21 protein-coding genes and 1 tRNA gene are annotated in these 20,492 nt (G+C 54.6%); 11 read left to right on the top strand and 11 right to left on the bottom strand.

Annotated elements, in window-relative coordinates:
- Positions 1 to 98: 98 nt before the first annotated feature.
- The 9 genes from QME66_05990 to QME66_05950 all read right to left on the bottom strand — a co-directional run bounded on the left by QME66_05990 (position 99) and on the right by QME66_05950 (position 7,837).
- The gene (locus QME66_05990) at positions 99 to 578 is read right to left on the bottom strand and encodes a hypothetical protein (GenBank protein MDI6808518.1); all 480 of its coding nucleotides are present in this window, start codon (positions 576 to 578) and stop codon (positions 99 to 101) included.
- A 141-nt stretch (positions 579 to 719) separates the two neighbouring features.
- Positions 720 to 2,204, bottom strand: coding sequence for a hypothetical protein (locus tag QME66_05985; GenBank protein ID MDI6808517.1), 1,485 nt, complete (start codon positions 2,202 to 2,204; stop codon positions 720 to 722).
- A gap of 11 nt (positions 2,205 to 2,215) precedes the next feature.
- Complete coding sequence (locus QME66_05980) at positions 2,216 to 2,509, bottom strand: hypothetical protein (GenBank protein MDI6808516.1); 294 nt, start codon at positions 2,507 to 2,509, stop codon at positions 2,216 to 2,218.
- Between the two features lie 5 nt (positions 2,510 to 2,514).
- A complete protein-coding gene (locus QME66_05975) occupies positions 2,515 to 2,985 on the bottom strand; it encodes a hypothetical protein (GenBank protein MDI6808515.1) in 471 nt (156 codons plus the stop codon).
- Positions 2,982 to 3,353 carry a hypothetical protein gene (locus QME66_05970; protein MDI6808514.1) on the bottom strand — a complete coding sequence of 124 codons (372 nt, stop codon included), beginning with the start codon at positions 3,351 to 3,353 and terminating at the stop codon, positions 2,982 to 2,984. Before QME66_05970 ends, QME66_05975 begins: the two co-directional genes overlap by 4 nt.
- Positions 3,343 to 3,663, bottom strand: coding sequence for a hypothetical protein (locus QME66_05965; protein MDI6808513.1), 321 nt, complete (start codon positions 3,661 to 3,663; stop codon positions 3,343 to 3,345). Before QME66_05965 ends, QME66_05970 begins: the two co-directional genes overlap by 11 nt.
- Positions 3,660 to 5,426: a hypothetical protein gene (locus tag QME66_05960; GenBank protein ID MDI6808512.1), complete on the bottom strand. Its 1,767-nt coding sequence runs from the start codon at positions 5,424 to 5,426 to the stop codon at positions 3,660 to 3,662. Before QME66_05960 ends, QME66_05965 begins: the two co-directional genes overlap by 4 nt.
- 7 nt (positions 5,427 to 5,433) lie before the next feature.
- Positions 5,434 to 6,783 carry a phage terminase large subunit gene (locus tag QME66_05955; protein ID MDI6808511.1) on the bottom strand — a complete coding sequence of 450 codons (1,350 nt, stop codon included), beginning with the start codon at positions 6,781 to 6,783 and terminating at the stop codon, positions 5,434 to 5,436.
- On the bottom strand, positions 6,776 to 7,837 hold the full coding sequence (locus tag QME66_05950; protein ID MDI6808510.1) for a hypothetical protein: 1,062 nt from the start codon (positions 7,835 to 7,837) through the stop codon (positions 6,776 to 6,778). Before QME66_05950 ends, QME66_05955 begins: the two co-directional genes overlap by 8 nt.
- A gap of 2,316 nt (positions 7,838 to 10,153) precedes the next feature.
- Between QME66_05950 and QME66_05945 the strand changes: the two genes are divergently transcribed.
- Positions 10,154 to 11,119, top strand: coding sequence for an IS1595 family transposase (locus tag QME66_05945; GenBank protein ID MDI6808509.1), 966 nt, complete (start codon positions 10,154 to 10,156; stop codon positions 11,117 to 11,119).
- Positions 11,120 to 11,158: 39 nt separating this feature from the next.
- Here the strand turns inward: QME66_05945 and QME66_05940 are convergent.
- Together QME66_05940 and QME66_05935 are read right to left on the bottom strand one after the other, a co-directional pair.
- Positions 11,159 to 11,242 (bottom strand) — tRNA-Pro (locus QME66_05940).
- 85 nt (positions 11,243 to 11,327) lie between these two features.
- Entirely contained in the window at positions 11,328 to 11,735 is a 408-nt protein-coding gene (locus QME66_05935) for a hypothetical protein (protein ID MDI6808508.1), read from the bottom strand.
- A gap of 74 nt (positions 11,736 to 11,809) precedes the next feature.
- Between QME66_05935 and QME66_05930 the strand changes: the two genes are divergently transcribed.
- The 10 genes from QME66_05930 (at position 11,810) to QME66_05885 (ending at position 20,478) form a co-directional block, all read left to right on the top strand.
- Positions 11,810 to 11,947, top strand: a complete 138-nt coding sequence (locus QME66_05930; GenBank protein ID MDI6808507.1) for a hypothetical protein — start codon at positions 11,810 to 11,812, stop codon at positions 11,945 to 11,947.
- 1,380 nt (positions 11,948 to 13,327) lie between these two features.
- On the top strand, positions 13,328 to 15,523 hold the full coding sequence (locus tag QME66_05925; protein ID MDI6808506.1) for a DEAD/DEAH box helicase family protein: 2,196 nt from the start codon (positions 13,328 to 13,330) through the stop codon (positions 15,521 to 15,523).
- A 262-nt stretch (positions 15,524 to 15,785) separates the two neighbouring features.
- Entirely contained in the window at positions 15,786 to 16,058 is a 273-nt protein-coding gene (locus QME66_05920) for a hypothetical protein (GenBank protein ID MDI6808505.1), read from the top strand.
- Between the two features lie 1,163 nt (positions 16,059 to 17,221).
- Positions 17,222 to 17,764, top strand: coding sequence for a hypothetical protein (locus QME66_05915; protein MDI6808504.1), 543 nt, complete (start codon positions 17,222 to 17,224; stop codon positions 17,762 to 17,764).
- Entirely contained in the window at positions 17,718 to 18,548 is an 831-nt protein-coding gene (locus QME66_05910; protein ID MDI6808503.1) for a hypothetical protein, read from the top strand. The genes QME66_05915 and QME66_05910 overlap by 47 nt, the downstream gene beginning before the upstream one ends.
- Positions 18,545 to 19,033 carry a hypothetical protein gene (locus QME66_05905; protein MDI6808502.1) on the top strand — a complete coding sequence of 163 codons (489 nt, stop codon included), beginning with the start codon at positions 18,545 to 18,547 and terminating at the stop codon, positions 19,031 to 19,033. The genes QME66_05910 and QME66_05905 overlap by 4 nt, the downstream gene beginning before the upstream one ends.
- Positions 19,030 to 19,413 carry a hypothetical protein gene (locus QME66_05900; protein MDI6808501.1) on the top strand — a complete coding sequence of 128 codons (384 nt, stop codon included), beginning with the start codon at positions 19,030 to 19,032 and terminating at the stop codon, positions 19,411 to 19,413. The genes QME66_05905 and QME66_05900 overlap by 4 nt, the downstream gene beginning before the upstream one ends.
- Complete coding sequence (locus QME66_05895) at positions 19,410 to 19,622, top strand: hypothetical protein (protein MDI6808500.1); 213 nt, start codon at positions 19,410 to 19,412, stop codon at positions 19,620 to 19,622. The genes QME66_05900 and QME66_05895 overlap by 4 nt, the downstream gene beginning before the upstream one ends.
- A gap of 315 nt (positions 19,623 to 19,937) precedes the next feature.
- Positions 19,938 to 20,237 carry a hypothetical protein gene (locus QME66_05890; GenBank protein ID MDI6808499.1) on the top strand — a complete coding sequence of 100 codons (300 nt, stop codon included), beginning with the start codon at positions 19,938 to 19,940 and terminating at the stop codon, positions 20,235 to 20,237.
- On the top strand, positions 20,206 to 20,478 hold the full coding sequence (locus QME66_05885; protein ID MDI6808498.1) for a hypothetical protein: 273 nt from the start codon (positions 20,206 to 20,208) through the stop codon (positions 20,476 to 20,478). The genes QME66_05890 and QME66_05885 overlap by 32 nt, the downstream gene beginning before the upstream one ends.
- The last annotated feature ends 14 nt before the right edge of the window (positions 20,479 to 20,492 follow it).

Raw genomic sequence — 20,492 nt, 5'->3', positions numbered from 1 at the left:
GGGGCCGTGGAGCGTGCACTCTCCACGGCCCCTCAGATGGGCCTCTGCGCGTGGCTCTGAGAGCCCAAAGGGGGAGCTACCCCCACCGCCGAAATCTGCTACGGAATATTAAATTCTATGGCCTCCGCAATCTCTTTTTCGGCTTCACCATCAAAGCACCATCTCCCCGAAAGCGGATCGTGTAAACAAAATCGGAGCGGCAGGACGAAGCCGAAGCAGGCCTCATGCCAACCCCCACGGACTGTCCTGTACCAAATCCTGCCGTATGCCGGTGGAGCCTTGAAGCCCGAAAGGATGGCTGCCCTATTAATATCCGCGCACTCCATGAACGCGAAGTCGTCGCAGTCCGGGTAGCTATCGTCTCCATCCGATCCGGCTCTTTTATTTCCACCGTACTTGAACCGAAATACCCGGCTATGCCTTTCAACAAGGCCAACCAGGCTTTTCTCTCCTGTGACGGTGTAGGCCTTATCACGAAAGCTCGTCTCCCGCCCTGGAGAAAATTTCCCCAAAGCCGTGGACAGATCGTCCTTGCTCACGAGTATGGACGATTTCAGGTAATTCCGCCATGGCCACATTCATTTCGCCCCAAGCCAGTAGAAGAATCTTGCCACTAATAGAACGATCACCATTCTCATCCCCGTCTCCCCCCCGGCCAAGGCGGACACCCCCAGGAGAGAGGGCGCCGCCAAAGCCGGAAGCAGCCTAGGCACCCCGCGTTACCGGTCAACACCCATGCAGATGTACGAAATTACCTCCGAGGATATGTCCTGGGCGCCGGGGGTGACAAAGGCGAACCCGGATGCCGTGGTCGTGGAACCCAGGATATCATTGGCATCCTGACCGCTAAATACACAAGCGGGGGCGTTCGTGTAGGCGGTGCCGAACGTAGCCGTGCAGGTATCCGCCGCGCTGCTGCCGACGGTTATCTTCCCAGAGTTGTCGCTGCCGATGATCGAGGGGGAGGTACCGCAGTTCGTCAGGGCAGGCGTGGTTCCACTGCTAACGGCATGTCCGATCGCGTTGATGAAGAACAGCGGCGCTTCATTCGAGTCGCGAATCGAGAGCAGGTCTGCGGTCGGAGTGGCGGCCGCCGTGATGACCGTGCCAGAGGAACTGGCGTTGAGCATCACGATATCTTCCATCGAGTCCGGAGAGGTGTCGTTTATGCCGAGGAAACCATTGGTGTCCGATACGAACAGGACGTTCCGCGTGTCGTTATCAACGCGGACGTTGCGATTGTTGGCCGCCGCAATGGTCAGGTCATTACTGCCCGAGCTGATCCCCCCGACGTTCCCGGCCACATCTGGATCATGCCATTCCAAACCGCTGGCACCGTTATAGATAACCGTGGACGCTGAGACGCCGAAGACAATTTCGCCAGTGTTCCTGATCCGCATCCTTTCAGTGTTATTCGTGCCAAGGACGGTGCTGGTATTGCTGACGGACCAGATGGCGTTCGCGTAGGCCACCCCGGTCAAGTCGCCACCTGTGCTATCGTCGCTCCCGATATAGAAATCTCCGGTCGTATTGCGGAAGTGAATTAAAGCTCCGTTCGCTCCAGTAGTCGGTTGAAGCTGTACCATGCGTCCGCTGGATGCTTCATTCCCGGTCACCTGGAATGAAGATCGGTCAACGACGTAGCCGGTGAAAACGGCATTGCCGGAGGCATCCACGGATATCAGCCTGGCTTCACTGCTGTCACGCAAACTGAGAAGATCAGCGGTCTGTGAACCGGCGGCTGTGATAACTACGCCGGATGAGCTGGCCGTCCTGGCGATTACGTCCACCATCGCATCCGGCGACGCATCGTTGATGCCGACGAAATCATTCGTCCCATCCACCAGGATGGCGTTGGCCATGTTGTCGGACTGAACCTGGAAGTTCCCGACGCCGCTTTGCTGATTGAACAACGCCGCGCCGTTGACCTGGAACGAGACGATGGAGGCGTTCGCCGTGTTCTCAACGTCCAGAAGTTCATGCGTCGCCGTAGTCGTGGTGGATTGGATAACGACCGATCCGCTGGAGGTGAACACGGATGACGCATCAGGAGCGTCCCCGGGAGCGCCCACGACCACGACGGTGGCGTTCACGCGGTTGGGCGTGATGCGGGCGCCATTAACCGTGCCCGGAACCACTCCGGCGAACGCCCAAGGATTGGCCATGGCAAAAGCCACGAGAAAAGACATGATGGACTTTTTCATCTATTCACCCCTCAATTCGACAGGCCGTTCATGACCGCCAAAATATTCGCGGCGGCGGCGAGAAGGCTTATCACCAGCGCCGCCACGGCTACCCCCTGGTTCTTCGACGAACGCATCGTTTTCAGGCCGTGAGCATCTTGATCCGAGACATGGGCGTCCAGACGTTCCTGTATCACCCGCGTGTTCGCATCTATCTTCTTGCTCACCCAGGTTATGTGCTCCCCCTGGTTTTTCTGACCTTCCAAAAGCGTCCCCAAATCCCTTTGGACTTCCTGCATGAATTTTTGCAGGCCCTCGTCCCGCATGTCCTCTACTTGCCGTACTGCGCCACCGCTGTCAATACCCCGTTCGCCCCCGCCGCGTTGACCGCCCGGCACCACAAGGCCGCGTTCGCGGACAGGGGGAAAAACCCCTCGCACCGGATGTCACCGGCGTTGCAGTCCCCGTATATCTGCCAACCGATGGAATCCCTGTCCGCCGCCAGCGTGGTGGTCGTGGAGACCAGGGAATCAAAGCCGCAGTAGATGCTGTCCGTCCCATCCTGGTTCTGAACGGACACCATGTACCGGTTGGGAACCACGCCGATGTTAATGCTCGCTGAGGAAACGAGGTTACGGTAGCGGTTATCCACCCGGATGGCGGTGCCGGTGGTTATGATGACGCCGGAGACCGTGGCGGAGGACATGTAAAGTCCGCCGCCCCAATCCGCAAGGACCGGCTCCTGGAATAAACCGACAAGGCCGACAAGAGAGACGAACAGACCGGCCAAAATTTCCCTCACTTGGCCCCCCGCTTTTTATTTAGCACAAGATGCCTGGCCAACGCAAATCTATTCTCGATGCCGCGCTTGCCCTTCAAGGCGTCCTCAAGGCGCATCACCCTGCGCTTTTGGCCGGAGGTCATTTTTCCGTGAACGATGGCGGCGCGGGATACCTCGACGACAACGGACTGTTTGTCCATCTCATCCACGTAGCCAGCGAGAACGAGAACAACTTTATCTCCCTCGCTCTCGCCCTTGAGTTCAGGGAAGTCCCGCAACGGTAGGCTGATCTTCTGCGGCTCAATTTCCGTTTCAGCAGCGGCAATATCTCCTGCCCTGGCTTTGGCCGCAAGCATATGCTCATCCGCTTTCGTGATTTCATCTGGCATTGCCGACCTCTCTTGACTCCTGCTCCTCACGGTCCATGGCGACGAGCTTTTCCGCCGCCGCGAGAATTTTCTGCGGGATGCTCAGGATCACCTCGTGCTGAATCAAGGCGCCTTGGAGCTGTTGAAGTTCATCCGGCTTGGCGGAACGGAACCTGCGGATGAGCAGGATATACGCCTCTTTGAGCAAATTCTCATACGTCTGAAAATCCGGGTTCTTGGCGAGTCTCTGCATGGCCCTGCCGTCTTTTACAACTTCCTTAGCATCCTTGGTTTTGTTGACGATGGCGGCAAGGTCTTTTTCGAGGCTCATATCGCCCCCGCTGGAACGCCGGAGGCCATCCCGGACGCAAGAACTTCTTGCGCTCCCGGAGACTCGGCCATGAGCTGTTGCAGGGCGTTCTGCTGGACATCCGGACTTTGCGTGGCCCGGCGCGTCTCGGCCTCGATGACGCCATCACGACTGAAAAACTTTCTCGGGTCCATGCCGTAGGTCCTGGCCAACTCCTCGACGATAGGATCAGGAACCAACCGCCGGGAGCCGAGGACGCCGGTCTGTGACAGGCGGGCGAACACCTCCAGCATCTCGATCAGCTCACGACGCTTAAACGGCCGGAAGTCCAGGTCGGTCGTCAGCTTGATGCGGATGTCGGGATTGAGTATGAGGTCTCGGTTGGTGACTTCACCGAAAACCTCCAAGCCGTCCGAGTTCATAATGCGGGCGATGAGGGGACGATCCATGAGCTGAAGATTCAAGGCATGGGCACGATAAAGCATCTTGCGAAGAAAACCGCCGAGTTCCGAGCGAACCATAGCCTTGACACGGCGTGTGGCTTCAGACTGGATGGCGGTGGTCTCGGTGGCCGTTATTCCGGTGGCCTGTGCCTGGAGGGTCGAGGTCGCTCCCGAGTGGCGGCGCATGCGTTCGATATCCCCGGCTTCGAGATTAATCGCACCTGACAGGCCGCTCATGTCGGGGCGCAGAGGCCGCAAGGCCTCGTCGCTGATAATGTCGCCCTCAAGTATTTGGTGCGGGCTGTAGCGCATTTTATTTCCAGGGAGCATGATGCCCGAGTCGGAGCGCTTGAGCCACATGCTGTAGAGGCTGGCGTAGAGAAGGTCGTTGATAAAGTTGCGGCGGTCGTTGATCTCCGCCTGCTGGCGGTAGTTGACATGGCCGATGCCGATACCGAGAGGTTCCTCTGCGACGGTGAACCATCTCGCCATCATCCACTGGAGTTCGCCATGGCCGTAGGGGTTCAGCTCGGGCTCTTTCAATGGCTGGCCGTTCTTGGACGCGACGGCCCAATATATCTCGCCGTCGTCCTTTGACTCCAGGGTACCGAAATACTCGACGGCGGTGAGGCCCTTCCCCTGGTTGAACTGGGTCAGGTAGCCTGCGGTGCGGCGGGACTCCTCCTCGTGGGGGTTGCGCATGATGCCGGAGGGAAGCGCCTTATCGACCGCCTTGGCCGACCAGATGCCATTCTTCGCCATGCGTCTCGCCGACATAGCATTGACGTGCATGGTCTGCGCGGCCCAGGAGGCATTTTCTATGGAGTCTACGGCGTCGTCGAAGGCGAAATTAAAAATCTTTACGGACAGGAAATCCCAAGAGTCGAAGGCCGGAACGCGCTTGCGCAGGCCACGGTCGTAGTAGCTTTTGTAGCCGACGCGCCAGGGGAGGCTGATGGGTTGTGATCCTTGGAGGATGAGGCCTCTGAAGAACGGCATAAGCTTGGACTGAAGCTCAACCACCTCGATCTGCTTGGCGAGCGTCGCCTTGGTGACCATGGCGCGGACGGTGTCATCGAGGGTCCCGTCCTGGCCGACCACATCGAAGAAGAGCGCGTCGGTGGTATCGGACATGACCATCTCGAACACGGCGGTGGCCAGCGCCTCCACCTCGACGAACATCTCGGGGATGAAGGTATTCGACTGGTTCTCCGAGCGCGACTTGACGGGGATGGAGCGATAAAGACGGTCGTTGCGGTTCCAGTCGCGGAGGTGGGAGCCGTGATCGCGCTCGAAGGTCGAGGTTTTCTCCAGGATTTCCTGGACCCACGCTTGGCTCACAGCGGGCTCACGCGGGCAACCCGGTAACGGCGTCGCAGTTTATTTTCGTTTCCCCCAGCGTGAGCTTAGCTGAAAAACGCTCGTTTCGCAACTTGTCCTTATCCGGGGATGAATATAACTTTTTTCGGTCGATGTAATACAAGACGTAGCGCATGGCATCGAGGTAGTGGTCGTTGCCTCGGGCGGGCTTTTCTTTTCCAGCGACGATCGGCCCCCACTTCCAGGCCTGCATCTCGCGCACGGTCTCGTCGGTCGCGCCGCGGACAAACCTCAGCTTGTCGGTTTTCAGAAGATGCTTGACGTGGAGGATAGAAGCTAGGAGGTCCCTGGTGCCTTGCTGACAATAGAGACCGGAGCGGATGTAGCGGTCACCGACGCTTTTCAAGTCTGCCTCTCGGCGGAAGGCGGTGGAGTCCAGGACCGACGCTCGGAATGGCTCGTACTGTTTGGACTTTGCCTTGATCTCCTGAGCGTGTTCCTCTGGGGTCCGGGACGAGTCGCCGTACTCATCGAACACATAGCGGACCCCCTGCTCGTCCACGGCGATGAACACGCAGGTCGAGGGCGAGTCCACGCCCCAGTCAAGGCCGCGGAATTTCGGCCAGCGCGCGGGCAGGAGGATGGGATCGATCATGTGACGGTCGGGGTCGAATTCATGCAGGATGAGGCCGGACATCTTGGTCCATTTCCCGTAGACGAAGCGCTCGACCCACTCAGGCGAGTAAGCCGACATCATCCCCTCGATATAACCCGGCGGGAGGTTCTTGCGGTTATCCATGGTCGAGGAGTCGAAGTTGACGTAATCAGGGTCCTTGTTCTCGACAAAGCGTCTATACTGCCAATCCTTGCCGTTCGGGTTCATGGCGAGGAGGCCGTAGAGGCGTGGGACGTTTCGTCGGAGGCGACCCTGGAGGCCCAAGAAAATCTGCTCGGAGGCTTCCTCGGCCTGATCGATGAAGAACCAGCCAAGGTTGGCGCCGACTTTTATCTTGTCGTTCTCGAAATGCCGGAACAGGACCTCGGAGCCGTTCTTGAGGATCAGGCGGTTCTCCGACTCCTTCCACTGGCCGACCCAGCCCTTGGGAAGTATCTCGAAGAAAGTTTTTCGCGTGGTATCGCGGAGTTCTGGGTAGGTCTCGCGCAGGACGACGCCCATGTTGCCGGGCATGATGGCGGAGAGGATGAGGGCCTTGGCGCAGCAGGCGGTGGTTTTCCCGGAGCCGAAGCCGCCGGAGAAATTCTGGAATTTTGCCGGGCAGAGCATGAAGCGCCGCTGGACCTCGTTGTTGGAGAAATCGAGGGATATGCTTCCGGCATCGAGGGCGGGGACGTTCTGCTCTTCGCTTAGCCTAGGCACTGCTCTTGGTAGACGAGGTGGAGCCCTTCGCTTTTTCCAGGCGTTTCCACACGCCGGTTCCACGCGCCGACTTTATCGCGAACAACCGACACTCCTCGCACCATTCCTTAACGGGGAGTTCGCAGCACTTGAAGCAATTTTCTGTGTGGTACCTAAAACCTTTTTTTATAAATGACACGAATTGCGGGCGATTGGCGAGGAGGTTCCTGGCGCCTTGGACGAAGAACTCGTCAGTGAAGATATCGGCGGGTTTTAATTTATTCAAGTCGAGCTTTTCGGGCATGGGCGGCGGCTCAACCGGCTTCTCGACGACGGGATCATGGATGAGGAGGTTTTTCTCCGGAGTGCGCGGATGCTCCGGCTCTTTCCCCAGCTCTTCAAGAAGCTCGGAATAGCTCGTCTCCTGGCACTCCGGGCGGTTGAGGCTTATTCCGGTGGAGTCTCCCACGAACGCCGGCGGCGCCTCGACGACCGGGGACTGCTCGAGCGGCGCGTTCTCCTCCTCGGCTTCGATATTATCGAACACTTCCTCAAGACTCTCCGACTTGAAGTCAACGGCGGGCTTCACGTCTGGGAAAACGACTCGCGGTGTGCCGGGAGGTGAAAAAACCTGCTCCTCGTCATCGGCGCTCCCCGGGGGAAGGGCGAGACGGGAGATGGCGGAAGCGTCTAGTCCCTTGATGCTGAGGTTGGTGATGGCGGTGTTGGCCGAGGAGAGGTCCTTGAACTCCGGGTCCTGGCGCAGGAGGAACTGGATCATCCCGTCCGACGTGGACTTCATGTCCCCGGCTTTCTTCTCCTCGGGGGACATTTTCAGCAGACCGGCCTTTTTGTAGGCGATCTTGCGGATATCGTCGAGGATATCCTGCTTCATGCTCTCGTAGGCATTGCGGAAGTCGGGGTCATCGCGAAGCCAGCAGTTGAACGCGCGCCGCGTGATATGCACGTAGCGGCAGGCGTCCTTGACCAGACGGTGCCGGAGGAAATTCCTAAGCCAGAATTTCTTGATCTCTTTTTCCGTGTACCGGCGTTTCGTCGACAGAACCGTGCCCACGGTCAGCAACTCGGCTTTCGAGGACTCTTGGGCTTCCTGCCCTTGTGTTTAGACATCACGCATCACCTCCTTCCGCCACGGCTTCGGTAAAACTCACGACCGAAAATCCCTTTCCGTCACGACACAGATGCCCATTAAAACGGTCAAGCAGGTAATCGAACTCGGACAGTTCAGCTTTTTTCCCAGAGAGGCTGCAAGTCCACCCACAGGCGCAGGCGACGTGATCCCTGCTCATGGCCGCGATACCTCGAGGCGCGCCGGCGCTAGGACGGGTGTTCATCAGCCAAGCTTAACCGTGAAGCTCCGCCAACGCAAGATCATCCTTCGCCTAACGCGCTGCAAAACGCCTGCTCCGCACGAGACTGCCATCACCGGCATTGGGCACACAAAAAAACCCCCCCGGGGGTTCAATCCGGGGGGGCCACGTCATGCGCTCGCGTCCGAAATAATTTTACCAAAGGCAAGGTAGGCAAGTCAAGAAATTTTTTGCCATAGGCCGGTTTTTTCCTGGGAGGTTATGGGCGTCTACCATTGTGGCCCTTGTTGTGGCCGTGCCTGAGATGAGTCAGGCTGGTACGGAAGTGGATGAAAAAGCCGTTTCCACTACCGTAGCGGCGATTGCCCTTGGGTTGGATGCATGACGCCAATAAGCCTCATGACCCATTATGAGTTTAACCCAGGACAATCCTTCAACTGGTCCGTCTACCGCTATAAGCACCATAATCCCGTGAATCCCCAGATGCTCCGGGGCATCCATCCATGGCGCGACCCTGTGGGTTTTCCAGACCGTCCATTTGTCTGCCAGATCATGGGATTATCGGAGAAGGCAAATTCCGTTCCCTCTCCATATTTTTTACTTCAGCAGGATCTTCGGTAGGAAGATATATCGCGTCTGACTTCAAGGGACAGCTCGTGAGGCTGCCTCCCAGTCGCCTGTTGTCACCGGTGGGACAGAGCAGGGCTATTGCATGGACAGAACGACAGTGGTTTTTCTGGCCTTGGTAGGCATTAAACCTCCACGTCAACACACTGGGCAGGTTTAGTGGGTTTCTCGGGACCATTGAACCCGGACGCGATCTATTGCCGGCAGTAGCGGAGTCGCGTCGCATCTGAAAAAAGTATCACACCACCAACGCGCTTGTCAAGCAAAAAATTTCCTGACCCAGAACATCGCCAAAAAAAGTCCCGCGCCAGTACCAAACAGCCTCACCAAACAGCAGACAGAACCAGCACTGTATGCGCCCCGGAAAATCCAGAAAAATTCCCCCAGGCCCCAAAACATAGGGGGGTCATCCGGACACTTGAAACTAGGTGTTCGAACAGCGCGTCCAGCATGGGAGTCGCAATATGCGTGGGACTAACCCCATCCGTCATCGGAATGGCACGCCGTGGGACGGCTCCTACAACGCACGTGGAACCCGCCAGAATGAAGCCGCAAGCTGTAGCGGATGTGGGACCAATATCCCCCTCCGCCCCCACTCTTCGGGACCCCAAATTCCGGGGGGGTGGGGTACCCCTCCAGGGGGCCTAGATGAAGGGCCTAGGTTGTTATATCGCCTCAGCATAAAAATGGCATAAGTCGTTTGGTCCCGTCGGCATCAAAAAAGACCGGAATTCCACTTTCCCATCCCCGTGAAAACCGATAAATTGTGTAGGAATTTCCTACATCGGTGCCAGACTTAAGAAATGGGTGCCTTTTGGATAGCGAAACGTAACATAATACGGAATGATAACCGATCTATCGTCGTGAGGGGGGTTGTCCGTCCCATCCTATTCCGCACCTTCCGGCTTCCATTGAGGCGCGGGCCTTTCCGGCTGGTGGATTGTTGGGTTTTGGGCATGGCCACGGCGCCATGGGTGTGAGGCCGAGGGAGCCGCGGCGGGGGCCAAGGACACGGCATCAACGGCCACGGCGAACGGTCTACAGATCAACGGGATACGGCTTATGGGCAAATAGGGCATGGACCCAGGCTCCTCTTGCTTGGCCGCAGAAAGGCGCGGCGGCTCGATCCTGGATGTTCCAGGCCTATCGCGTCCAGGGCCTTTGCTAAAATTCGTGTACTTTTTTGAATTAGCGAAGCCTTTAGCGAAGCCTTTAGCAAAGCCCTAGACATCTGGGGCTGAAACTGTTAAAATAAAATACGCCCCCCATTTCTGAAGGGCGTATGCCGTCTGAGAGGAACGGTCCTCGCTCTAAATCAAGGGTTCCGTTCCTCTCTTATTTGCAGGCCTGACGGTACGATCTTTAGAGGCTATCTTCAAATGGCATTATTAAGTCCGACGGAATTCCGTGAACAAGCGCGAAGGTTTGAAGAGATGGCCGGAAAATTGCGTGAAGTTGCTTTTCTTTTGGATGGGACAAATGGAGGAGAATGTCATCAGTTAAAGAAAAAAAACAAAGAGGATCAGGCCATTGAGATGTTGGAGCAAAGCCGCTGGCCGAATGGCCCGTTCTGTCCCTTCTGCGGTTCTACCTCGGCATATAGGCTGAACTCTGACCCGGCGTCTAAGACTCGGAAAGGGCTGTGCAAGTGCCGAGATTGCCGCAAGCAATTCTCTGTCACTGTCGGCACGATTTTCCATGGGAGCAAGATTCCCATTCACAAATGGATGACGGTTCTTCACCTGATGACCGCGAGCAAGAAAGGGATCAGCGCCCTTCAGATTTCCCGCATGATGGGGATCACCTACAAGAGCGCGTGGTTCATGTGCCATCGGGTACGTCATGCCATGAGCGAAGGCCCATTGAGCGTGAAGCTACGCGGCGTCGTTGAGGTTGACGAAACCTACGTTGGTGGAAAAAATAAGAATCGGCCCATTTCGCCACGATTCCGCGAAGGCGCCAAGAAGAAAATCCCCGTCATTGCCTTGGTTCAGCGCGGCGGAAACGTCCGTTCTTTCAAGATCAAGAACGCCGGAGTCAAAGAGCTACGCAAAGCCATCGAAGAAAACGTTGACAGGCAATCCTGGCTCATGACCGACCAATGGAAGGCATATACCCCCATTGGACGCGGCTATCAATCCCATGAGGCAGTCAATCACTCGGCCCTTGAGTACGTTCGGGGCAACGTCTACACGAACACCGCCGAGTCTTATTTCTCGCTCCTCAAGCGCGGCATTATTGGCACCTTCCACAACATCAGCGAGAAGCACCTGGATCGCTACAACGATGAATTTGCGTTTAGGTGGAATATGCGGAAGTCCACCGACGGAGAGCGAGCTATGGCCGCCCTGCGAGCCGTCGAAGGGAAACGCCTAACCTACAAGGCCCCAACTGCATGAGAGTCTTGAAGAGTAATAATAAAACTGCTAAAATGAGGGTGCCCCCGGCGGGATTTGAACCCGCAAGTCCCCTCGGACAGTGGCTTCCAAGGCCACAGCGGTTACCGGTTTCGCCACGGGGGCGTTGTCGGGTCCGACCCTATTGCCTTCCCCCTTAAAGAGAGGTCAATAGGGTTGGTTGTTTTCGGGCCGCCCAACGCGGCCCTGATTACATGATTTTAACTGCATGAACGCCTCCTTGACTTCTGCTGATGGTGCGGTACAAAACGGGCCTGGTTTTTGGAGGCGAGATGGCTTCAATTTCCTTGCGTTTCGCCAACCGAAAAAGCACGTTGGAAATATCCGAATTTGTAAAAGTAGCGGTCTGGTTTGGGTCGGTTTCCTGCAACCAAATACGCACATCGTTGAGTCGGAATTGCACGTTGGGCCGATTATTCAATGCCTGTCGGATAACATGCACAAGCTTTCCCCGCGACACATCTTGACCGGGTCGCACGGAAGTAGCTGGAACAAATTCGGGATAAAGACGATAAAGTGCCTCAAGGTCCTTTTCGAAAGTTTCTCTGATCCGCATAAGATGATCCTGAAACTGCCGTTTCTTGTCCAGTTTATTCATAGCCCCAGGAGCATACCAAAAATAACTGATATGCGCAATATAGAAAGAAAGATTAAATTAGTGACAAAGAGAGTATGAAGAAAGACCGGTTAATCAAAAAAGGAAAGCCTGCGCGGGGACGGCTCGAGGAACCGATCAGCCTCCACCCGCTGAGGTTGGAAGAAGTTGTGGAGGCGCTGGTCAATACGCCGTCACCAAAGAAGAAAAAGTAGGCGGCTGGCGTTAGGGATCAGGACGCCGGTTTTTTAAGTATACACTCCACGAACCATCCTGGGTCCTTTGACCTAGATCAACATAGGTCTTTTTCCTGGAAAGAAAACGCTTGACAAAGAGTGGGGCTAACGCTATACTAAGGATGTGGGCTTTTTAGCCCATAAAAGTGATCTTTTGTTTGGCGTGGCGCGGCTAGGCGTGGCAAGGCTGGGCAGGGGTCTTAACTGGGGCCAGACTTTTCGTGGCAAGGTGAGGCGATGTGTGGCCAGGCCGGACTAGGCCAGGCAAGGCGAGGCTTGGCGAGGGCCTGAGATGGAATTGGAAAATAAAGGCAAGGAGTAAAAATGGAATTTCATAAAGTCTCTAACATCTTCCCACTGCTTCCTAAACCGGAGTTTGACATCCTCAAGGAGGACATCAAAAGACATGGTTTGCAATTGCCCATCACTACAAACCAAGGGAAGATATTGGACGGCAGGAATAGATACCTGGCTTGCAAAGAGCTTGGAATTGAACCGAAAACCAAGGAATTGCCGTCAGGGATAACCAGCTATATCGAATATGTCATTAGCTTAAACCTCCATAAGAAATTTCTACAAAACCATAACTCGTGAAATGGCCGATGTATTCGTAGTTGAAACAAAGACAAGCAAAGGGTTTTGTTTAAAGAAACAGTCAAGGGCTATTGAGTTGTCAGAAAAGTATTTTCAATGGAATTAAGGCCCTACCAAATCAGCGCCGTCAATGACTTCTCCAAAGCTGTCGCGGATGGATATACCCGTATCCTGGTCCACGCTCCAACGGCGTGTCACGTCGCAGGGCAAGGAATATTGATGGCTGACGGGTCCATGAAATTGGTTGAGGATATTTCTGCCGGTGATTCGTTGGCCGGTCTTGACGGACCCAGAAGAGTTTTCAGCACCCATCGAGGAACGGATACGATTTACAAGATTACGCCTAAGAAAGGCAATGGTTTCGTTGTAAACGAAAATCATGTTCTTTCTTTGATAAAAACCAATGAATTTCCAGGCGATCCCTATGGGGGGAAGATTGCAGACGTAGCGTTGAAGGATTGGCTTGAATGGCCGAATTGGCGGAAACACATTTACAAGTTGTTTCGTGTCGGGATATCTTACTGGCCGAAGAACGTCTTGTCGGTAGACCCATACTTCCTCGGTATCTTACTTGGAGATGGCGGACTGGGTTATGGGGTTTCCGTGGCTAACGGAAACGAAGAAATATTTAAAGAATTGGAAATACAAGCCAAGAAATGGAATCTCAGAATAAGGACTTCTTTCGGGAAAGGATTATCCGTAACGCATTTTCTTGTAGGCAAAAAGCGTGGCGATAGAAATTTCTTGCGGAATACTTTGTCCGGTATGGGTTTGATTGGATGCAGGGCTGGGAGCAAGTTCATTCCAGCCGCGTATTTGAACGGGTCTGTTCAGCAAAGGCTCGCTGTCCTGGCTGGACTCATGGATACAGACGGAAGTTTATCGCGTAAGGGTTACGATTATATTTCAAAGTCTGAAAAACTGGCGCGAGGCGTTTGTTTCTTGGCCAGATCATTGGGGTTGGCCGCTTATATACGGCAATGTCGGAAATCCTGTCAAAACAATTTCTCGGCGGAATATTTCAGGGTCTCTATATCTGGAGATACTGATATTATCCCTTGTAGGGTAGAAAGAAAAATTTCAAAACCTCGCTCGCAAAAAAAAGATGTCCTGCGTCAGGGGTTCGCGGTTAAGAGAATTGGAAGAGGGAAGATATACGGATTTATCCTCGATGGCAATGGCCGGTATCTACTCGATGATTTCACCGTAACGCATAATTCAGGCAAAACGATCCTAGCTTGTGAGATCATCAAACAGCACGTTAATGCCGGCTTGAATGTCCTGTTTCTAGCTTCACTGCGGGAGCTGATCTACCAAGCCGTGGATAAGCTCAAACAGTATGGAGTATACGCCGCTCCGATCATGGCCGGAGTCGAGCCGGACTATTCAGCGGCTGTCCAGGTCGCAAGTGTCCAGACGCTTTTGGCCAGAAGCTTCAAGCGGTCGGCTATAGAACTCCCAAAGGCAGACCTGCTCGTAGCGGACGAATGCCATCTCGCGATGGCCGATACGTGGAAAAGAATTTTCGCTGCCTACCCGGAGACCCGCATTCTGGGTTTAACGGCTACCCCTGCGCGGATGGACAATCGCGGCTTGGGCGACCTGTTCGAGAAGATGGTGCATACGGCTTCCATCAAAGAATTGACCGAGCAAGGCTATCTCGTCCCGCTAAAGTACTTCGCCCCGACTATCCCCGATCTCCATGCCATCAAAGTAACGGCAGGCGACTATAACCAAGGCTCGCTAGAGACCGCGATGGACAAGCCGATCCTTATCGGAGATATCGTAGAGAACTGGGCCCGCATCGCCAAGAATCGGCTAACCGTCGTATTTTGCTCCGGCGTCAAACACTCCATGCACGTTAGGGATGCTTTCCGAGCCGTCGGTATCCCTGCGGATCATGTTGACGGATCAACGTCGCCGGAAGAACGTCAGATGGTCTATGCCAAGATGAACTCCGGTGAATGTCAGGTCGTCTGCAACGATTCCGTTTTCGTCTTGGGTTGGGACTTCCCGCCGATATCTTGTTGTGTTTTGGCCCGTCCCACGAAGTCAATTGTTCGTTACATTCAGATGATCGGCAGGATATTGCGACCGTCACCAGGAAAAATTGACGCAATTCTCATTGATCACACCGGTTCCGTCTACGAGCATGGCCCTGTCGAGGGATATACCCATTGGGAACTGACCAAGGGCACCGGTCTCGCGTCTGAGCATCAGGAAAAAAGGAAAAAAGAGGGGAAAAAAGAGATCGTCTGCACCTCTTGCAAGGCCGTCTACTGGGGTCGCAAAATTTGCCCCGAATGCGGCAATGAGCCCAAGACGTTCGGTGAAGGCATCGAATACCGTGACGGATACCTGTACGAAGTCGGGAAAATAGAGATGGAGTCCGGCGGTATCCCGCGACGGGACTGGTACAAACAGCTTCTTTGGATTGCTAGGGATCGCGGATTCAAGGCTGGCTGGGCGGCGCATAAGTACAAAGAACGCTTCGGGTGCTGGCCGAATGGAATGTCGAAAAATGAAACGATGGAACCAGGAGACACAGTCAATGCTTTCGTGCGAAAACAATATGACAAATGGCGTCGAAGTGGGGCCTCAGATAATTGGCGCGGAGGCCATGACGCAAAACATCCCGCTTCGGGAACTCCAAGAGTTGATGCAGCACCCAAAGTGGCTAATAAAACTTACGGCTCTTGGATACGATCCTCAAGCCCTGGAGGAAATAGCGGATTGGATTCAGGACTTAAGGATACTCCGCAAGAAAATGGAGTGGAAAGCCCGGCGGGAAATTCAGGAATGGACCCCGTGGCTGGGAACGTTCCCGTACGAGTGCCGGAAACGATACCAGGAGAACGCCGGACTGAAACCCCCCAGCCTGAACTGTTTCGAGTGGGAAATGATGGTGGAAAGAGCGCGGGCGGTGAAATTGTCCGAAGTGGCGGAGGTTGTTATGAATAAAACTTTATGCCCATTTCACGACGATACAAGGCCATCTCTTCATATTTATGCGTCGGGGCATGGGTACTGTTTCGTTTGTTGTCGACGAGTGGACGCGATAGGTTATGTCATGGCGAAGAGAATATTGAACTTTCAGTCGGCTGTTTTATTCCTGGCCAATTGCCACTTGACAAGTGATAACGCTAGTGCTATTATTGTGGAGGATATGTTTTGACCGCGAAGCGGCGCGGAGTCATACCGCCAAAAAAGGAGAAAAGAAAAAATGAAGAACGGAAATCATCTGGACCTGATAGGAAATTCGTATTTTTTCCGCACTGTGACGTATCACTTGATCGGCAAGGTGGTCGCTCAGCATCCAAACAATATTATTGAGCTTGCCGATGCCTCTTGGATTGCCGATTCCGGCCGCTTCATGCAGGCGATAAAGGACGGCGTCCTCAACGAGGTGGAGCCGGTCGGCGTCGCGTACTTGAATCTCAAGAGCGTCACCGACTTCTTCCCGTGGGTGCACCCGCTCCCGTCTATGCAGAAGTAGATTATAAGCCCGGCTCCGAGGCGAAAAATATCGGTCTGGATTTACTAACTGGAGCGCATCATGATACTGACGTGCTGTAGCAGGAACGGGAGCAAGAGCGGGAGCGGGTGCTGTAGCAGGAGCTGTAGCAGGAACGGGAGCAGGAGCAGGAGCTTGAGCATGAGCTGGAGCAGGAGCTGGAGCAGGAGCTGTAGCAAGAGCTGGAGCAGGAGCGGGAGCTGGTGCTGGAGCCGGTGCTGGAGCGAGTCATGGTACTGAAAAGCAGTAGCAGAAGCAAGAGCAGAAACGGAAGCTGGAGCAGAAGCTGGTACGGGAGCTGGTGCGGGAGCGAATCATGATACTAATGAGCAGGAGCAGGAGCAGGAGCAGGAGCAGGAGCGGGAGCTGGAGCTGGAGCGGGAGCGTCAGCAGGAGCTGGAAGGAAAGCAGGAGCATGAGCTGGATCAGGAGCTGGAGCAGTAGCGGGAGCTGGAGCAGGAGCGAATCATGATACTGACGCGCGCGAACTGGAGCAGGAGCCGGTGCTGGTGCTGGAGCCGGTGCTGGAGCGGGTCATGGTACTGATGAGCGGGTGCAGGAGCAGAGACTGGGTCTGGAGCTGGAGCTTGAGCTGGAGCGGATGCAGAAGCGGCAGGGGGAGCAGGAGCCTGAGCGGGAGCTGGTGCGGGAGCGGGAGCGGGAGTCGGAGCGAAGCATGATATTACCGAGCAGATAAACGAATAGAGGAGAAACATGAATAAACCATTCCGTGAGTGGCTGGATGCGAATAAAATAACTAGCGACGAATTCGCTAGAAAAACCGGGGTCAACTTCAAGACGGTAGAGTCCTGGAGTTCAAACCCCGCGAGATCGCCTCAAGAGGATCAACTCGATAAGGTCAGAGTCGCTTATCCCGATTGTCCGCTCCTACGGAGGGAAAATGAACAAACCAATGGTTTGTGAGTGTTCGGATCGCATCGAATGCTACTCGGACAAGTGCTCGTGTGACTGTCACCTATGCCGCGACGTGTCGACCTCGCCAATCGATGACTTGGACCGTTCGGCGCAGAATGTGGCCGATGCCTGTTTGCGTTTCTTGGTCCAAGCACGAGCCTTTAGGACGATCGCGCACTATCCATCCGATCCGGAAATTGACGATATGAACACGATGTATGGAGGCAAAAATGCCAGCAACAACGATAGAAGTAATTGAAGTCAATACCGAGGCCAGCGAGTACGGCCCGTATCCTGTCCTAGTAATAAAAGGCAAGGAAGGCAAGACTTACAAGAAAAACGTATTCGACAAAGACGTGAAGGCGGCGGTGGACGGGCCTGGGCATTACGAAGTTATTTGGGAGAAGAATGAAAAAGGCTACTTTAATATCAAGTTCCTCAAGAAAATAACCTCCGTCGTGCATACTCCGTCAGCGAATGGATCAGCCACGAGAACGTACACGGCTGATCCTAACGCACAGAACCGAGATCGCGCGATAATGGCCCAAGTCGCCATGAAAGAAGGCGTGAATCTTCTCATTGCTTTGTCCGCAAAAGCTGAGAAGCCAGATCCAGATAAGGTGATCAACTGTGCAGTCCTGGCGGCGCGGACGTTCTTTACCGCAATGACAAGAATGCTGGAAAACAAACAGCCGGAGAACGAGAAGAAACAGACAGAAGAACAAGATGCCGAATTGCGAACGCTTCAGAAGGGGAAAGATGTCGAGCTGTGATCAACTCCAAGAGATAGCCGACAAGCTCAGGGCGGACATATCAGTCAACCGTCTTGGGTACGTCATCAACGGGAAGAAATACCCCCGCGTGACGACTATACTTGGGGAGATAAACAAGCCGCAACTCAACGCCTGGCGCGTCAAGAAGGCAGTGGAGATGTTCCAGACGGCGGTCCTGGAATGGAAGGACAAAGATATCCGCGTCACTCAGGACTGGGTGGATGCCCTCGCAGTCAAAGCCAAAGGAGAACCGGACCGTATAGCCGGTGAGGCGGCGGGCATAGGGACGGCAGTCCATAGCATAATCGAAAAGATCATGGTCCAACTTGCCGGGAATCCCGGTAAAACCGTCCAGGATGTGGATTTTACCGGGATTCCCGGCGAAACCATTCCGGCGATCGAATCCTGGTTGGCGTGGAAGAAGTCATGCCCATGGACGTTCGGACCGGCGGAGCTATGCGTATGGTCTGATGTGTATGGGTATGCCGGGAAATTCGATGGTCTGGTCCATGACGGAAAGGACATTGCCCTGATCGACTGGAAGACAAGTTCCAATGTGTCTGGAAGAGGATACGAGTATCAGCTCGCGGCTTACGCCATGGCTATCCTGGAGCATACCGGCGTCGAGGTAAAGACTGCCTATGCCATCCATGTTCCCTGCGAACAAGAGGAAAACGTAGAGGTATGGCGGGTTGTTGATCTTGTAAAGGCCTTTAACGCCTTCGCCGCCGCGCTTGAAATCAGGAATGCCGGCAAATTGGACTTGATGGAGAAAATATCGTGACTGACGCTACGGAAAACAAGGCTGACAAAATCAGCTATCTGGCGATGTTGGCCTCCGGCCTGCGCGGCTATGTCACCGGCCTGCGCGGCTATGTCACCGGCCTGAGCGGAGATGTCACCGGCCTGCGCGGCTATGTCACCGGCCTGCGCGGCTATGTCAGCGGCCTGAGCGGGGACGTCAGCGGCCTGAGCGGGGACGTCAGCGGCCTGAGCGGCTATGTCACCGACCTGAGCGGGGACGTCAGCGGCCTGAGCGGAGATGTCACCGGCCTGCGCGGGGACGTCAGCGGCCTGAGCGGGGACGCCAGCGGCCTGCGCGGCTATGTCACCGACCTGCGCGGGGACGTCAGCGGCCTGAGCGGAGATGTCAGCGTTTTCCCGCGCCACGCATACGATCTCGACGACTCGCTGGCCTGCGTCGCCGAGCAGTTAGCCTACGAGAACGGAGAGGTGGAGGAGGATGCCGGAGAAATGGAGGCCGTATGACGGCACGGGAGAGTTTCGACGAATTCCGGTCCAGGCACGACGAGGAAGTTAAAGCAATTGCTTCTTTTTTGTCCGAAGGTCTACCGGATGACTTTGAGATGATGTGCGGGAAGGCTAAACACGCCGTGGCCCTATACTCCCGTTGCGTTAACCTGGCGGCATGGGCCATGAGCTTCTACAAACAGTCCTGCTTCGAGGCTCTTATCTCTAGGGAGAACGTCACGGAGCTGGACCGCAAAGTCAGGATGGAAGCCGAGACGGCGCCGCAAAGACGCTATCGGGAAATCCTTGAAGGTTACACGTTCGCCCTGGATCGCATGATATCCCTATCTCAGACGTTGATTAAAGCCACCGGAAATGAGAGGAACAAAACGCAATGAAAAAAATAATCAGCGTATATGCATGGTCAGCCAACGGGCCCGGATGGAAAAATCATGGAATTGATTATAGCGTTATGGAAGATGGAGTAGTAAAAAATAAAACCATCTATTCAAAAAGGTTCAAATTGCGTGAGACAATATTGGCTCATAAAATAAGCACAACGGTCAACCCCTGGTTAATCGCGGAAGTGAAAAGAACGGAAAAATAAAATGACAGAAAAAATAAACACTCAATGGATATTCGACCGTATTGACTCCTCTAACCCAGAGGAAACGCGGAGCTTCAAGATGGTCGCTAATTACGTCATCTCCCAGTCCGCGCCGGGAAGCGCCGCTTGGAAACGAGCCGTTATCGCGGTCTATCGATGTAAAATGAGGCTTGAGGATGGATGCCGCATCGCTGCACCAGAACTGGAGCAGTCACGGTTAAAAGGATATTTGCATGATCTATACTGGGAAGCTAGGCGCGTACTACACAATATGAGAAGTCACTGGTTCCGCTTCAATAACAGACATTTATAGAAATGTCCACCAGAAAAGACCTTAGCGGCTGGGAGAAGTTAAACCGGATCAACGGCGACGAGAAGGAAGCCCTGCTCTCCTGCTACGGTATGTGCGGCGGCCGCATCACCGACCATCTGCACTACCGAGACGTGCGATTCAAGTGCTTGTCCTGCGGGACGCTCCGCAAGACTTCTTTGGGATTCAATATGTACGACCTCGGGATGACCAACTCAAAAATTTTCCACCTGACCGGGACGAGCAAGTCGTTCGGGAAGGAAAGCAGGAAGAATGCCGGAAACCATGCCCGGCGACGTTCCTGATATAGTGATACTGCTGGGCGGGGCGCTGCTTCTTGCCATGCAATGGCAGTTTTCGTTTAGAAGCCACGGTCGGCGTGAAGTGTTCGAGATTGCGGAGATATCGAAACCGAAAGCGATTTGTAGGAGAGTGAACATGATTCCAGAAGAAATTATTTATAAATTCATGGAAGAGAATCCTCGGGCTTTGGTCATTTCCGTGGATATTTCAACGACGTCATGCGGCAGCGAGGTGGAGCCATGAGTGCACATCCGCAA

This window comes from Candidatus Eisenbacteria bacterium (assembly GCA_030017955.1).
Lineage (GTDB): Bacteria > Eisenbacteria > RBG-16-71-46 > JASEGR01 > JASEGR01 > JASEGR01.
The sequence above is the reverse complement of the archived record's forward strand: the minus strand, read 5'-3'. Positions and strand labels throughout refer to the sequence as shown.